This window comes from Streptomyces sp. NPDC041124 (assembly GCF_055592385.1).
In genome coordinates this window covers 258,993-274,647 of sequence record NZ_JBVIYR010000008.1, presented here as the reverse complement: position 1 = coordinate 274,647, position 15,655 = coordinate 258,993, and the positions used below count along the sequence as shown (strand labels likewise).

Sequence of the window (15,655 nt, the reverse complement as noted above, 5' to 3'; positions counted from 1 at the left end):
GCCGGGATCGTGTCTTTCGTATGGACGCACCGTGGCGGGAGTGGAAAGCTCGAATGACCGCGGGCGTCGCCGGAGCCGCACCGCACGCGGATTCCGCGGGTCCGCGCCCACAGTGACCTCACCGTGCACGGGAGGCAGGATCATGGGCGACAAGGCGCATGCACACCCCGGGGCCGCCGGCAGGGCACGGGCGGCCGACCACCCCACGTCCGTGCGGAATGTGGTGCTGGTCGGCCACTCCGGATCGGGCAAGACGACACTGGTGGAGGCCCTCGCGCTGACCGCGGGGGCGGTGAACCGGGCGGGCCGCGTGGAGGACGGCACCGCGGTCTCCGACTACGACGACATCGAGCACCGCCAGCAGCGCTCGGTACAGCTCTCCCTGGTGCCGGTCGAATGGGACGGCATCAAGGTCAACCTGCTGGACACCCCCGGATACGCCGACTTCGTCGGGGACCTCAGGGCCGGTCTGCGGGCGGCGGACGCGGCCCTCTTCGTCGTCTCGGCCTCGGACGGCGTGGACGGCTCGACCCGCATGGTGTGGGACGAGTGCGCGGCGGTCGGCATGCCGCGCGCCATCGTCGTCACGCACCTGGAGGCCGCCCGGGCGGACTTCGAGGAGATGACCCGCATCTGCGCGGAGGCCTTCGGCGGGGACGACCCCGACGCCGTGCTGCCGCTGTACCTGCCGCTGCGCGGGCCGGAGGGGCCCGACGGGCACGCGCCCGTGCACGGTCTGATCGGCCTGCTCACCCGGAAGCTGTTCGACTACTCGGGCGGCGAGCGCAAGGAGTCCGAGCCCGGCGAGGAGCAGGTGCCCCTCATCGAGGAGTCCCGCGGCCGGCTCATCGAGGGGATCATCGCCGAGAGCGAGGACGAGACCCTCATGGACCGCTACCTCGGCGGTGAACAGGTCGACGTCAGGACGCTGATCGAGGACCTGGAACGGGCCGTGGCGCGAGGGGTGTTCTTCCCGGTTCTGGCCGCCGCCCCCGCCGCCGAGGGCGCCCGCCAGGGACTCGGCACGGTCGAGCTGCTGGAGTTGATCACCGGCGGCTTCCCGACCCCGCTGGAGCACGGCACGCCGAAGGTGACCACGGTCGACGGCAGGCCGCGCGAGCTGAAGCCCTGCGATCCGGACGCTCCCCTGGTCGCCGAGGTCGTGAAGACGTCCTCCGACCCCTACGTCGGCCGGATCTCCCTGGTCCGCGTCTTCTCCGGCACGCTCCGCGCCGACCAGACCGTCCACGTCTCCGGGCACGGGCTGGGCGACCGGGGCCACGAGGACCATGACGTCGACGAGCGGATCGGCACTCTGTCCACCCCCTTCGGCAAGCAGCAGCGGCCCGTGTCGCACGTCATCGCCGGCGACCTCGCGTGCGTGGCGAAACTGAGCCGCGCGGAGACCGGCGACACCCTGTCCGCCAAGGACGACCCGCTGCTCATGGCGCCCTGGGAGATGCCCGATCCGCTGCTGCCGCTCGCCATCGAGGCGCACAGCAAACCGGACGAGGACAAACTGTCCCAGGGGCTGGCCCGGCTGGTCGCAGAGGACCCGACGATGCGGCTGGAGCAGAACCAGGACACCCACCAGGTGGTGCTGTGGTGCCTGGGTGAGGCGCACGCCGACGTGGCCCTGGAGCGGCTGCGCAGCCGCTACGGCGTCCAGGTCGACGTCGTGCCGCACCGGGTGCCGCTCAGGGAGACCTTCGGCGGCAGGGCCGCCGGGCGCGGCCGGCACGTCAAGCAGTCGGGCGGGCACGGACAGTTCGCCATCTGCGAGATCGAGGTGGAGCCGCTGCCGAACGGCTCGGGCATCGAGTTCGTGGACAAGGTGGTCGGCGGCGCGGTCCCCCGGCAGTTCATCCCCTCGGTCGAGAAGGGCGTCCGGGCACAGGCCGTCAAGGGAGTCGCCGCGGGACATCCGCTCATCGACGTGCGGGTGACCCTGCTGGACGGCAAGGCGCACTCGGTGGACTCCTCCGACGCCGCGTTCCAGACGGCGGGCGCGCTGGCGCTGCGCGAGGCCGCCTCCGACGCCAGGATCCACCTGCTGGAACCGGTGGCCGAGGTGAGCGTCCTGGTCGGAGACGAGTACGTCGGCCCCGTCATGAGCGACCTCTCGGGCCGGCGCGGCCGGGTGCTGGGCACCGAGCAGTCCGCCGGCGGGCGCACCCTCATCAGGGCCGAGGTCCCGGAGATCGAGATCGGCCGCTACGCCGTCGACCTGCGCTCCCTCGCCCACGGCACCGCCCGCTTCAGCCGCCGGTACGCGCGGCACGAACCCATGCCGCCGCAGGTCGCGGAACGGGTCACGGAGGAGGCGCGCCAAGCCTCGTGACGCGCTCCGGGCGCTCGCCGGACGACCCGGCGGGCGCCCGCGCACGCCGCCTGTGCGGCGACGGCCCGGGAATGCTTCACTCCGTACCGGTGGACCGTTCCCGCGGTCCGCCCACGGATGTCCGCGGCTGCGGATACGCTGAAGACCTGATCAACAGGTGTGCGGAGCAAGGAAGTCGGGAAGGCCGCAAGACGACAGTCGCGGCGATCGGGGGCGGGAATGACCGTGGAGAGCGGCTACGCGGATTTCTTCGGTCCGCAGGTGCCGCGCACCGGCGACGAAGGACAGACGCCGACGTTCGCGCTGGCCTCGGCGGCCTACCGGGACAACGAGGCCGACGAGATACTCAAGGCCAACAACGAGTGGCACAAGTCGGAGGTCGGCAAGCCCCGCGTCAAGCTGTTCCGGCCCAATCTGGGCGAGGCGTTCTCCCGGGCGGTCATCGACCGCATGCTGGGATCCGGCCGCGCACCACTCATCCAGTCCTTCGGCACCCAGCCGCAGGTCGTGGTCGAACACGCGCTGGCGGCGCACCGCATCCGCCGCGAGCGGGACAACTGGCTGAGCGCCGTGATGGTCCTGTGCGGGCTGCTCTTTCTGCCCGGTCTGATCGTCTGGCTGCTGGTCTTCCAGATCCGTACGACGATGGCGCGGCGCGAGGACAAGCGGGCGGGCGCGCTCGCCACCGTCCTGCTGGTCGCGGTGGCCGGCCTCGCCGTGCTGTTCCTGCTGCGCATGCCGTTCGACGGGTTCTGGGGCTGGTACGCGCGCGCCTCGGTGGTCGCCCCGGTGGTGGGCTGGTTCTGGGCCAAGCGGATCTGCGAGCGCACGGCGAGGGACCTGCGCGATCGGTGGAGCAGCCTGCTCTCCGGGAGCAGCGTCGGCGCCAAGGTGCCCGAGGCGGTCCCCTCCAGCCCCGGTGAGACGGCGGCCGAGCAGCTGCGCCAGTCGCTGGCCCGGCTCAGCGCCGAGCAGCAGTCCAACTCCGTGTTCTACGCCGGCCCCAAGGGCATACTCGGCATGGGCACGCGCTGGGGCAGCTGGCAGCTCGCGGAGGAGCTGGTGCCGGCCGACGCCGGCCGGGAGATCAACCCGTTCCGCAGCTGGGACGTCGTCAGGGCGATCCACGACCGGCTGCGGATGCTGGAGCGCGGCCCGCTGCACACCGGGGGCTTCCCCAAGCCGTCGGTACGGCACTGGATCGTCACGCCGATCGGGGAGAACGCCACGGCGGTGTCCCGCCCGGAGGGCACGGACGTCGAGGCGTACCAGATCAAGTCGCACGCGATACAGGACATCTGCAACAAGCAGCAGTTCGGCGCCGGTGACCGGCACTACCTGGGTGTGCAGTGGACGCTGTGGGACGGCCAGCTGGTGCTCACCATGCTGATCACCGTGACCGTGCTCCACGAGACGCTGCGCATCGAGGTGACCGGTCACGCGCTGGGCCCGGTGCACTCCCTGTTCACCAGCGCGCCCGCGGCCAAGGAGAAGGAGGTCCAGAAGTCGATCAGGTTCTGGGAGACCCGGAAGGTGAAGCTCCCGCTGGTCGACGCGGACGAGGTGGTGCGCCTGGCCGCCCGGGCACCGCTGACCTGGTATCCGCCGCTGCTGTACTGGCTGGGCGGCAAGCTCAGTCTGCCGGAGCCGTTCGGCCTGCGGCACGCGTGGGCGGACAAGCCCTGGCGGCACCGCTTCATGGCGGACGACGCGCTGCGCGCGGCGACGCCGGTGCTGCGGGCGGTGCACTCCGCGGCGATCAAGGTGCTGGCGGAGAACGGCGTGGACACGGAGAAGTTCGGCGCGCGGTCGTCCTTCCTCAGCACGGCGGTGCAGGACCCTTCGCCGAAGAAGGCGGACGTGTACGACGCGTAGGCCTTCGGCGGTGGGGCGGTTCAGGGGTCGTGGTGGGGTCCGGGGGCTGCGCTCCCGGACCCCCCCGGCCTGGACGGCCTCGTCCTCGACCACCGGCCGGGCTGGTCGATGCCCGCATCAGCCCTTCGGCCAGGCCTCCGCGAGCATCTTCCTCGTGTCCCCGAGGAGCTGCGGCAGCACCTTCGTGTGACCGACCACGGGCATGAAGTTGGTGTCGCCGCCCCAGCGCGGGACGACGTGCTGGTGCAGGTGGGCGGCGATGCCCGCCCCGGCGACCGTGCCCTGGTTCATGCCGATGTTGAACCCGTGCGCGCCGGACGCCGTCCGCAGCGCGGTCATCGCCTGCTTGGTGAGTCCGGCGAGCTCCGCGGTCTCCTCGGCCGTGAGCTCCGTGTAGTCGGCGACGTGCCGGTAGGGCACCGTCATCAGGTGGCCGCCCGTGTACGGGTAGAGATTGAGCACCGCGTACACCAGCTCACCGCGCCGGAGGACCAGACCGTCCTCGTCGGACTTGGCCGGGATCGAGCAGAAGGGGCAGCCGTCGTCGGCGCCCGGGCCGGTCGGCTTGTTCTCGCCCTGGATGTAGGCCATCCGGTGGGGCGTCCACAGACGCTGGAACGCGTCCTGCGTGCCCACTCCCCACTGCTGCTCCGGCTCACTCGTCATGTGTGCAGCATATGGCGTCACCGGGGAACCGCGGAAAAGGCCCCCGGGATCGCTCCCGGGGGCCTCGGGGTCGGTTCCGCGGTCAGACCTGCGCCCGCTCCTCGACGACCTTCGCGATCTTGGCGATGGCCTCGTCGACGGGGATGCCGTTCTCCTGCGAGCCGTCGCGGTAGCGGAAGGACACCGCACCGTTGGTCATGTCCTCGTCGCCCGCGATGACCATGAAGGGCACCTTCTGCTTCTGGGCGTTGCGGATCTTCTTCTGCATGCGGTCGGAGGAGGAGTCGACGTCGACGCGGAGCCCCTGCTTGCGGGCCGCGTCCGCGAACTTCTCCAGGTACTCGACGTGCGCGTCGCCGATCGGGATGCCGATCGCCTGCACCGGCGCCAGCCAGGCCGGGAACGCGCCCGCGTAGTGCTCGAGCAGCACCGCGAAGAACCGCTCGATCGAGCCGAACAGCGCGCGGTGGATCATGACCGGGCGGGTCTTGGAACCGTCCGCTGCCGTGTACTCCAGGTCGAAGCGCTCCGGCAGGTTGAAGTCGAGCTGGATGGTCGACATCTGCCAGGTACGGCCGATGGCGTCCTTGGCCTGGACAGAGATCTTCGGGCCGTAGAAGGCGGCGCCGCCCGGGTCCGGGACCAGGGGCAGGCCCTGCTTCTCCGCGACCTGGCGCAGCGTCGCGGTGGCCTCTTCCCACGCCTCGTCGGAGCCGACGAACTTCTCCGGGTCCTTGGTGGACAGCTCCAGGTAGAAGTCGGTCAGACCGTAGTCGCGCAGCAGGTTCAGGACGAAGGTGAGCGTCTTGTCGAGCTCCTCCGACATCTGCTCGCGGGTGCAGTAGATGTGCGCGTCGTCCTGGGTGAAGCCGCGGGCGCGGGTCAGGCCGTGCACGACGCCCGACTTCTCGTACCGGTAGACGGTCCCGAACTCGAAGAGGCGCAGCGGCAGTTCACGGTAGGACCGGCCTCGCGCGTCGAAGATCAGGTTGTGCATCGGGCAGTTCATGGGCTTGAGGTAGTAGTCCACGCCCTCGTCGAGCTGCATGGGCGGGTACATGCCGTCGGCGTACCAGTCCAGGTGGCCCGAGGTCTCGAAGAGCTTCCCCTTCGTCGCGTGCGGGGTGTAGACGAACTCGTAGCCCTCCTCCTCGTGGCGGCGGCGCGAGTAGTCCTCCATGACGCGGCGGATGATGCCGCCCTTGGGGTGGAAGACGGCGAGGCCGGAACCGATCTGCTCCGGGATGGAGAACAGGTCGAGCTCGCTGCCCAGCTTGCGGTGGTCGCGCTTCTCGGCCTCGGCGAGGAACTCCAGGTGCGCCTTCAACTCGTCCTTGGACGGCCAGGCGGTGCCGTAGATGCGCTGGAGCATGGGGTTCTTCTCGCTGCCGCGCCAGTAGGCGGCCGCGTTGCGCATCAGCTTGAACGCGGGGATGTACCGGGTGGTGGGCAGGTGGGGACCGCGGCAGAGGTCCTTCCAGCACAGCTCGCCGGTCTTGGCGTCCAGGTTGTCGTAGATCGTCAGCTCGCCGGCGCCGACCTCGACGTCCGCGCCGTCGTCGTGCGAGGCGGAGCCCTTGAGGCCGATCAGCTCCAGCTTGTACGGCTCTCCGGCGAGCTCCTCGCGGGCCTCGTCGTCGGTGACGACACGGCGGGAGAAGCGCTGGCCGCGCTTCTGGATCTCCTGCATCTTCTTCTCGATGGCCTTGAGGTCATCGGGGTGGAAGGGCTTGTCCACGTCGAAGTCGTAGTAGAAACCGTCCCGCACCGGCGGGCCGATGCCCAGCTTGGCCTCGGGGAACAGCTCCTGCACGGCCTGGGCCATGACGTGCGCGGTGGAGTGGCGCAGGATGTCGAGACCGTCCTCGGAGGAGATCTCGACCGCCTCGACGGTCTCGCCGTCCCTGACCTCGTGGGCGAGGTCCTTGAGCTCGCCGGCCACGCGGGCGGCGACGACCGTACGCTCGCCGGCGAAGAGCTCGGCGGCCGTGGTGCCCGTCGTCACCACGCGTTCTTCCCGCTCGGAATCGCGTTGGATGATCACACGGACGTCTGACACCGGTCTCTCCTGACTGAAGGCTGTGGTCGCGGCGCCATACCGGAGCGCACGCATGGGTGCGATCGTACCGACCCGGGAGGGTGCTCCGCGAAATCATCGCCCGTCGTCGGGGCCGCATGCCTCGCCGAAGGAGGCCGCGGTCTCGGCGTTCGCCTGGAGCGCCTTGAGCAGGCGGTCCCGTTCGGCGCCCGCGACCTGCACGGGCGCCAGGTCGCGGGCGCCGGTGAGCCGGCGGAAACCGCCCCGGCTCTCCAGCCGTCCCCGGACGCGGACCGGCAGTCCGACGAGGTGGGCGTGTCCGGCGATGCGGTAGTCCTCCTCGCCGAGCACGGCGCGGACCTGACCGATCTCGGCTCCGGCGAGCACGCGCAGCCGGATCACGCCGTCGCCGCGGGGTCCGGACCGGTGCATCCGTACGACCGTGCCGGTGATCCGCACGGTGACGGACGGCTCCGCCCGCTGGTAGCGCGGGCCGGCCTCGCGCAGGACGGGCAGGTCGCCGGGTGAGAACTCGACGGGTTCCGCGGCGGCCGCGCAGCCGCCGGGCACTCCGGCCGCCGGCGCCCAGGCGATGCCGACGCGGGCGCCCTCGGTGCCGCGGACCAGGGCGACGAGGGCCTCGGTGAGTTCCTGGCTGGCGCCCGCCGCGACGGCGGTGTCGAAGGCGTCCATGCCGCCGGTGGCGCGGCGGTGGTCGATGGCCTCGCGGACGGCGTGCAGGGCGTGGTGGAGGCACACGGCGAGGGAGCGGCCGGTGGTGACGGGGGCGAAGGCGGTGAGCCGGCGTCCGTCCCGCGCGGGCCCGACCAGGACGGTGTCCAGCGCGGCGGCGGCCGTGCGCCGGTGCCGGACGCCGTGGTATCCGGTGCGGGCGCGGGTGGCGAGGGCTGCGGCGAGCAGGATCCGGCGTGCGGCGGAACGCAGTTGTTCCTCCGCCGTCCAGGCCGTGGCGCCGCCGGGTCCGGCCGGTGTGTCGCGCGACCAGTGGATCTCGTCACTCGGCACGGCCAGGGCCAGCAGGATCTCGCGGGCGCGGGGGGTGCCGCTGCGTGAGAGGGCCTGCAGTGCCTCGCCGAGCAGGTCCTCGCTGTCGGGGAAGGCGCGGCTCACCGGTACCAGGAGACTGGTGCCGGTGCCCGGTCCGGGCGGGGTCCACCGTCCGTAGCGGCCGGGGACGCCGCCGCGGCGCTGCCAGCCGTGCCGGTGGAGCAGGGCGGTCAGCACGGCGGGGTCGGTGTCGGCGGGCTCGGGCGGGCGGCCGTCGAAGGCGGGGTGGGGGCGGGCGGGCCGCGGGGGTTCCCCGGTCGGGAGGTGCGTCACGGTGTCCCTCCGGTCCCGACCCGCGTCATGATCTCGCACAGCGCCCGGTCGTCGAAGATGCGTGAGGTGGAGATCCGCACGGTGGTGCGGTGCCGGCCGGTGACCGGGTGTCCCGCGAGGTTGGTCCAGTAGCAGCAGTGCCGCAGGTCGAGGCGGTCGCGGCCGGCGCTCAGCCAGTCGTCCTGGGAGCGGGGCACGATCATCACGACGAGGATCTTGTGCACGGCGACCGGGGTGCGGGCGAGTTTGGCGAGGTGGGCGTTGTCGAGCGTGAAGGAGAAGAAGCGGCCGGGCGGGTCGGGGGTGATCTGGTAGGTCGCCTTCAGCTGCACCTTGATGGTGACCTCGTCGTCGACGGTGTGTCCGGCGGCGCTGTGGCTGACGTGCCAGTCGATGCCGTTGTCCGGGAAGGGCTGGGAGAGCGAACAGCCCGCGGCGGCGGCGACGGCGTGCAGATAGCCGACCTGCAGGGTTTCCATGCAGGCGGTGGTGGCGAGGGTGCCGCGGGAGGCCGGCGTGCGCTCGGGCAGCAGCCCGCCCCGTTCGGGCTGCGCAACGGCCATGGCCAACAGCCTTCCAGAGCAGTGTTTTTCCCCGTGCGGGTCACTGAACTGCAAAGACCCGCACTCCTGTTGTCTCCTTCGGGCGTACGGCGCAAACAGCCCGGGTATCACCGCTTCGGGCAGTGGACTTCGCGTCAACTGCCAATGGTGGACGAGGGGTTGTTGGGTATGGCGAGCTGGTACGAAGGGCCGTTGGCTGCTTTCGACACGGAGACGACGGGTGTGGACGTCGAGACCGACCGGATCGTGTCGGCCGCTCTCGTCGTCCAGGACGCGCCGGGCAGCCGGCCCCGGGTGACGCGCTGGCTGGTGAATCCGGGGGTGCCGGTGCCGGCCGGGGCGACGCGGGTGCACGGGCTGACCGACGAGCACCTCCAGCGCAACGGCCGCTGGCCGGCACCGGTGATGTACGAGGTGGCGCAGGCGCTGGCGGAGCAGGCGCGGGTGGGCCGGCCGGTGGTGGTGATGAACGCGCCGTTCGATCTGACGCTGCTGGACCGGGAGTTGCGCCGGCACCGGGCGTCGTCGCTGAGCCGGTGGTTCGAGCGGACGCCGCTGCTGGTGCTGGATCCGTGGGTGCTCGACAAGCATCTGGACCGCTACCGCAAGGGGCGCCGCACCTTGAGCGACCTGTGCGCGTACTACGAGGTGCCGCTGGAGGGGGCGCACGAGGCGGCGGCGGACGCGGTGGCCGCCCTGGAGGTCGCCCGGGCGGTGGGGCGTCGTTTCGCGCCCCGTCTGGAGCGGCTGTCCCCCGGTGAGCTGCACACCTTGCAGGCGCTGTGGCACGCGGCACAGGCGCGGGGCCTGCAGTCGTGGTTCGCGCGCACCGGCACGGAGGAGGTCGTCGACCCGGCCTGGCCGCTGCGCCCGGGCCTGCCGGCTGCGGCGTGAGGGACGTGCCGCGAGGCAGCAAGAAGCCGGTCCGTCGAGGACGGACCGGCTTCTCCCGGTGGGCGATACTGGGTTCGAACCAGTGACCTCTTCGGTGTGAACGAAGCGCTCTCCCACTGAGCTAATCGCCCGGGAACGCACTGAACCATACAGGTCCGGGCGGGCTTCCTTCAAACCGCTTGCAGGTGTGCGGCCAGTCCGCGCCGGCCGGCCCGCATCATCGCCGCGTGGTTGAGGCGGAAGACGGGCCGGGCGGGTACGGCGAGCAGGCGCAGCAGTGGCTTGCGGACGTCGACCTCCTGCTCGTAGTGGGTGAGACAGCCGTGGTCTCCCAGGCTGGTCACGGTCCAGCGGGCCCAGCCGTCGATGTCGCCGGACAGGCCCGCCTCCAGCACGCCGGTCTCCCGGTCGCGCCGGCCCTCGCGCACCGTGGAGGTCAGGTCGTACGGCAGGAGGGAGCGGATGGTGACGATGCCGCTGGTGTCGTCGAGACGGGTGACCTCGCGCACCTGGGGCCACCACAGGGGGTAGTCCTCGATCCGTTCCAGTGCGCCGTACACCGTCGCGGCGGGCGCGGACAGGGTCCACAGACTGCGGAAGCGGTAATGGTTCCAGTCCATGTACGGAGTGTGCCCGCCCGCGCCCGGGATGTGCGGTTACGGCATCCGGTCCCCGAGCAGTGCCAGGTTCTCGATGGCGGCGAGGCCGTAGAGGGCGGTGTCGTTGGTGGAGACCCAGGTGGCCTCGCTGCCCGCGACCAGGGTGGTCGGCCCGCTCACCTTCTCGGTCTTCCAGGGAGCCGATTCCCTGTAGCCGTCGGAGTCGTAGAACTTCTGCCAGGCCCGCTGAGCGAGCTTCTCGTCGCCGGTCCGTACGGCGGCGTAGGCGTCGAGGCGGGAGTGGCCCTGGAAGAGGATGAGGTTGCCGAAGTGGGCGCCGTAGCGGGCGGCCTGTTCGGCCCTGCTCGCGTTGAAGTAGCGGCAGTAGTCGTAGTACGCCTCGTGGAAGTCGGGCATGTCGACGAGGTCGATGAGTTCGGCGCACAGTTCGTTCAGGCCGAAGACGGCCGAGAGGTGGGAGACCTCGACCCTGGGGGTGCCGGCGACGGCGAACCTGCCGGTGTCGAGGTCGTACAGGCCGCTGCCCTGGACGAAGCCGTTGGGCTGGGCGGCGATGGTCTCCATGGTGGAGAGTACGCGGGCCTTGGCCTTCTCCCACTTGGGGCCCTTGCGTTCCCACTCGGTGAGCCAGGCGGATACCAGTCCGCTCCAGTCGGTGCCGAAGCCGATCGACAGGGCGCCCGGGTCGGGCGTGTAGGGCTCAGTGCGGATCTTGCGGAGGGGGTCGAGGGCGAGGAAGGTCTCGTCGGAGTCGACGCAGGCGTGCATGAGGTCGCCGACGCGTTCGTCGGCGGTGAGGAAGTAGTAGTAGCGCCGGTAGGTGGTGTTGGCGATGCGCTGCTGTTTGGCGCTGTCGGCGTAGTGCTGGACGCCGTGCCGGGTGCCGAGGCCGGCCCACTGGCCGAGGTGGTAGACGTCGACCTCACCGGTGTGGCGGGTCATGGCCTCGGCGAAGCGGAAGATGTCGGCGCGGCCGGAGCGCAGGTAGGCGTACCAGAGCCACAGGTCGGGTGAGAGTTCGGAGTTGTCCCAGGCGTAGCCGCCGACGTCGTAGCGCCACTGGTGCCGGGCGGTGTCGTAGGTGTGCATGATGTCGCCGTAGTCCCAGAAGCCGTACCAGCGGCGCTGCTCCACCTGGTCCTTGTAGTACGTGAAGAGGAAGTCGAGGTGGTCCTCGATCCTGGCCTTGGCCGGTGTGGAGCGGTCGGGTTCGGCGTACAGGCCCTTGCCGAAGACGCCGGCGCGGATGAGCTGCTCCGGCGGGGCGGCGAGTTGCGGGAGGACGCGGACGGCCTTGACCTGTTCGGCGAGTGTCTCGGCGGCCGGGGTGGAGTCGTTGGCCCAGAAGAGGAGTTCGGAGGTACGGGCGATGCCGTAGGGGGTGCCGAATCCGGGTTCGTAGTCCTCGTAGGTGATGTTGAGGCCTTCGAGCTGTTCGGGGAAGGTGTCCTGGCCCATGCCGTCGTGGTAGAAGCGCAGGTCCATGGGCTGCGCCTCGGGTGACCAGAGCCAGAGGGTGACCTCGGCCGCGTCGGTCTGGGCGTCGCGGATGTCGAGCTGGGCGGGGTACTTCTCCCAGAAGTCGCGCAGGCCGAAGGAGAGTCCGCCGCTCGCTCCTCCGACGTAGCCGAACCCGGAGGCGCGCCGGCCGCCGCCGGCGCCGATCCAGCCGTGCCCCTTCTTGGTGCGCTTGCGCAGGGTGAAGCCGTCGGCGGAGAGCTGGGAGAGGGTGTAGTCGCCCCACTCGGGGATGTACTGGAGGCGGGTGGTGACCCGCTGGTCCCAGGTGGCGGGGTCGGGGAGTTTCTCGCCGGCGAACTGGGCCGCCTGGACGGCGGCGCCCGGGTCGCGGCGCAGTCCGGTGATGCCCTTGACGGCCTCGCGCAGCAGGCCGGTGCCTTCGCCGCCGATGCGGATGTGACGGTCGTAGGACTCGTCGCGCAGGGGCACGGTGAAGCGGACGCCGAGTCCGCGGACGAAGTCGCCGCTCGCCCTGCCCGGTTCCTGCTTCCCGTCGTAGGTGATCGTGTGGACCATGCGGAAGGAGTCGGCGCCCGCGTAGAAGTAGAGGCGGATGGAGAAGGGCAGCAGGTCGCGGCGGCCCTTGCGGTGCTTTCCGTCGATGCGGACGACCGCGCGGACGGGTCCTTCCTGCTCGACGGTGACGTCGGAGACGGTGCCGTCGAAGCGTTCGGTCCTGACGGTGGTCCGGTCGCCGTCCTCGTACTCGGGCTGGCGCAGGAGGACGAGGCGGCCGTCGCGGGCGATCTCGGTGGAGCCGCGGCGGACCGACTTGACGAGGGTGGCGCCGGACGTGCCGATGCGGACGGTGATGACGCCGGTCGAGACGTCGACGGTGCCGCCGCGTTCGTCGACGGTGACCTTCTTCTCGGGGGGCGCGGCGGGCGCCCCCGCGGTCAGGGTGAGCTTCCCGGATCCGGAACCGACGGCGTGCGCGGTCCACTTGAGGGAGCCGTCGGGCCAGTAGGCGATCGGCCAGGACTGGACGGGGACGGACCTTCCGTCGGCGTCGGTCAGCGCGAAGGTCTGGCCCTCCTGGTGGGCGCCCTTGGGCCAGGGCACGCCGACGGTGGAGCCGGGGGCCGCGCCGAGGCCGCCGTCCTCCAGCCAGTCGAGGGTGACCGGGTCGGCGTCGGTGGTGTCCGCGCGGGGCGCGGCTGCGGCGTTCTGCGCTCCCAGGGCCCAGCTGAACTGGGCGGCGGCTCCGGCGACGGCGGCCGCCTTCAGCAGGGATCTGCGGGGGATGGGGGACATGGCCTTTCCTTTCCGTTGCGGGGTGCAAGGTGATGTCAAGGGCATGACAGACGTAGCGCGGCGCCGAAGCGCCGGCCTCCGGAGCGGGGCACCGTCCGTCAGCGGTGCCGGTACCGCTCCTCCACGGCGACAGCCGCAGCCGCGACGGCTCCGAGGACGGGGACCGCCAGCGGCGGGACGAATCCCGCGGACAGGACCACGACCGCCAGACCGCACACGACCAGGAAGGACCCGGCGGGATCGAGCACGGTGCGCCGCCCGGCGTCCGCGAGCGACGCCCGCCAGGGAGTGCCGGGCGCCCAGACGGCGGCCGCCCGCAGCAGGGCCACGGCGGCCCCGAGCAGCGCGAGGACACCGACGGCGCCGGCGAACGGCCCACCGGGAAGTCCGGCCCGGACGGCGAGGACGTCCACCCACACCGCACCGGCCACGGCCCACCCGGCGAACCCGACGATCCAGCCGCCGCGCAGGGCCGTACGGAAGTCCCGGGCGAACTCCCGCAGGCCGCCGCCCTGGTGGGTGGTACGGCGCCGCAGGTGCCGGGCACCGGCGGCCAAGGCCGCGGGGTAGGTGACGACACCGAGGCAGGCCACGGCGATCCACACCCCGGTCAGCAGGCATTCGGCGAAGACCGCGAAGCGTTCGCCGAACACGGACGCCCTGCGCGAGGTGCGCGCCTTCACGCGTGCTTGCGCCATGACGACCGCCTCAGCCCTTCAGTCCGGAGGTCGCCATACCGTCGATGAGGTAGCGCTGGAAGGCCATGAAGAAGGCGATGACCGGCACCAGCGCCACCAGCGACATCGCGATCATGCTGCCGTAGTTGGAGATGCCCTCCTGGTCGCGGAACATCATCAGTCCGAGCGACACGGTGTACTTCTCGGGGGTGTTGAGGTAGATCAGCGGCCCCATGAAGTCGTTCCAGGCGTTGATGAAGGTGAAGATCGCGCTGGTGATGATCGCGGGCCGGCTCAGGGGCAGCACGATCGACCAGTAGGTGCGCAGGTGCCCGCAGCCGTCCAGCTTGGCCGCCTCGTCCAGTTCCCTGGGCAGGCCGCGCATGAACTGCACCATCAGGAAGACGAAGAAGGCCTCCGTGGCCAGGAACCTGCCCGCGACGAGCGGCACCAGGGTGTCGGTGAGCTCGAGGTTGCGGAAGAGCACGTACTGCGGGATGAGCAGGACGTGGTACGGCAGCAGCAGCGTGCCGATCATCAGCGTGAAGAGCAGGTTCCGCCCGGCGAACCGGATCTTGGCGAAGGCGTAGGCGGTGAGCGAGCTGGACAGGACGACACCGGCGACGGCGAGGACCGCGTACATCAGCGAGTTCCAGAAGAAGCTGCTGATGGAGATGCCGGAGATGCCGTCGGCGAGGCCGGAGAAGTTCTCCCAGACCGGCTTGGCCGGCAGCAGGTCGAGGCTGGCGATGATGTCCTTGCTCGGTTTGAACGAGGCGCCGACCACCCAGATCACGGGGTAGAGGACGACCGCGAGGACGGCGAGTGCGCCCACGTGCCAGGCGATCGACCCGGGGCGCCGCCGCTCGCCCGTGGCGGGCAGGGCGGAGCTGGTGGCACTGGTCACTTGGCGGCCTCCTCGTAGTGCACCCACTTCTTCTGCGACCAGAACAGGACCGCCGTGACGAGCGCGACCGCGATCACCAGGGTCCAGGCCATCGCGGAGGCGAAGCCCATCTGGGCCTCCTTGAAGCCCTTCTGGTAGAGGTAACAGGTGTAGACGAGCGTGGCGTCGGCCGGTCCGCACCGGGTGTCGGAGACGACGTAGGCGGAGCCGAACACCTGGAACGCGTGGATGGACTCCAGCAGCACGTTGAAGAACAGCACCGGGGAGATCATCGGCAGCGTGACGTTCCAGAACCGGCGCAGCGGACCGGCCCCGTCCACCTCGGCGGCCTCGTACAGCTCCCGCGGGACCTGCTTGAGGCCGGCCAGGAAGATGACCATGGGGGCCCCGAACTGCCAGATGCTCAGGGCCACCAGGGAGTAGATGACGTAGTCCGGATTGCCGATCCAGCCGCCGACGTCGAAGCCGAAGACCTTCTGGGTGCGGTCCACGACCGCGTCGTCGGAGAACAGCGCCCGCCACACGAAGCCGACGGAGACGCTGGCGCCGATGAGCGAGGGCATGTAGAACGCGGCCCGGTACAGGCCCTGTCCGCGCCGTTTCTGCGCGAGGAGCAGCGCGACGCCGAGTGCGAGCAGCAGTTTCAGGGGGGTCGCGACGACGACGTACTCGAGGGTGACCTCCACCGACTTCTGCCAGCGCGGGTCCTGGAACATCGTCGTGAAGTTGTCCAGCCCGATCCACCGGGGCGGCGTGAACAGGTTGTAGCTGGTGAACGCGTAGTACAGCGACGCGATCATCGGCCCCGCCGTGAGCAGCAGGAACCCCGCGATCCACGGCGACATGAAGAGGTAGCCGGCGAGATTCTCGCGGCGCCGGCCGCGCCGCCCGGCCGCGGGAGCGGCGGGCCGCTTCCCGGCCGGGCGCGCGGGCGCTTCCTTGACGAGCGTCATGGTGG

Annotated in this window: 12 protein-coding genes and 1 tRNA gene; 3 read left to right on the top strand and 10 right to left on the bottom strand. The window is 71.0% G+C overall.

The features are described from left to right. Positions 1–142 precede the first annotated feature (142 nt). Positions 143–2,341: an elongation factor G-like protein EF-G2 gene (locus tag ACZ6A9_RS23175; protein WP_468988299.1), complete on the top strand. Its 2,199-nt coding sequence runs from the start codon at positions 143–145 to the stop codon at positions 2,339–2,341. 219 nt (positions 2,342–2,560) lie between these two features. Then, positions 2,561–4,216 carry a hypothetical protein gene (locus ACZ6A9_RS23170; protein WP_468988296.1) on the top strand — a complete coding sequence of 552 codons (1,656 nt, stop codon included), beginning with the start codon at positions 2,561–2,563 and terminating at the stop codon, positions 4,214–4,216. Between the two features lie 117 nt (positions 4,217–4,333). On the opposite strand, the gene ACZ6A9_RS23165 is transcribed toward ACZ6A9_RS23170, so the two are convergent. The 4 genes from ACZ6A9_RS23165 to ACZ6A9_RS23150 form a co-directional block, all read right to left on the bottom strand. Next, positions 4,334–4,882 (bottom strand): HIT family protein, encoded by a 549-nt coding sequence (locus ACZ6A9_RS23165; RefSeq protein ID WP_468988294.1) that lies wholly within the window; start codon positions 4,880–4,882, stop codon positions 4,334–4,336. Positions 4,883–4,964: 82 nt separating this feature from the next. Beyond that, complete coding sequence (gene thrS, locus ACZ6A9_RS23160; protein ID WP_468988292.1) at positions 4,965–6,941, bottom strand: threonine--tRNA ligase; 1,977 nt, start codon at positions 6,939–6,941, stop codon at positions 4,965–4,967. A 93-nt stretch (positions 6,942–7,034) separates the two neighbouring features. Continuing rightward, entirely contained in the window at positions 7,035–8,261 is a 1,227-nt protein-coding gene (locus ACZ6A9_RS23155) for a hypothetical protein (RefSeq protein ID WP_468988289.1), read from the bottom strand. Further along, positions 8,258–8,824, bottom strand: coding sequence for a DUF4365 domain-containing protein (locus ACZ6A9_RS23150; protein ID WP_468988286.1), 567 nt, complete (start codon positions 8,822–8,824; stop codon positions 8,258–8,260). The genes ACZ6A9_RS23155 and ACZ6A9_RS23150 overlap by 4 nt, the downstream gene beginning before the upstream one ends. Positions 8,825–8,992: 168 nt before the next feature. Between ACZ6A9_RS23150 and ACZ6A9_RS23145 the strand changes: the two genes are divergently transcribed. Next, complete coding sequence (locus ACZ6A9_RS23145; RefSeq protein ID WP_468988283.1) at positions 8,993–9,718, top strand: exonuclease domain-containing protein; 726 nt, start codon at positions 8,993–8,995, stop codon at positions 9,716–9,718. 59 nt (positions 9,719–9,777) lie between these two features. Here ACZ6A9_RS23145 and ACZ6A9_RS23140 read toward each other — a convergent pair. The 6 genes from ACZ6A9_RS23140 to ACZ6A9_RS23115 form a co-directional block, all read right to left on the bottom strand. Continuing rightward, positions 9,778–9,849 (bottom strand) — tRNA-Val (locus tag ACZ6A9_RS23140). 39 nt (positions 9,850–9,888) lie between these two features. Beyond that, a complete protein-coding gene (locus ACZ6A9_RS23135; RefSeq protein ID WP_468988280.1) occupies positions 9,889–10,338 on the bottom strand; it encodes an SRPBCC family protein in 450 nt (149 codons plus the stop codon). Between the two features lie 36 nt (positions 10,339–10,374). Next, on the bottom strand, positions 10,375–13,113 hold the full coding sequence (locus tag ACZ6A9_RS23130) for an exo-rhamnogalacturonan lyase family protein (RefSeq protein WP_468988278.1): 2,739 nt from the start codon (positions 13,111–13,113) through the stop codon (positions 10,375–10,377). Between the two features lie 98 nt (positions 13,114–13,211). Next, positions 13,212–13,811, bottom strand: coding sequence for a hypothetical protein (locus ACZ6A9_RS23125; protein ID WP_468988275.1), 600 nt, complete (start codon positions 13,809–13,811; stop codon positions 13,212–13,214). Positions 13,812–13,821: 10 nt separating this feature from the next. Beyond that, entirely contained in the window at positions 13,822–14,697 is an 876-nt protein-coding gene (locus ACZ6A9_RS23120; RefSeq protein ID WP_468988272.1) for a carbohydrate ABC transporter permease, read from the bottom strand. After that, the gene (locus ACZ6A9_RS23115; protein WP_468988268.1) at positions 14,694–15,650 is read right to left on the bottom strand and encodes a carbohydrate ABC transporter permease; all 957 of its coding nucleotides are present in this window, start codon (positions 15,648–15,650) and stop codon (positions 14,694–14,696) included. The genes ACZ6A9_RS23120 and ACZ6A9_RS23115 overlap by 4 nt, the downstream gene beginning before the upstream one ends. Positions 15,651–15,655: the final 5 nt, after the last annotated feature.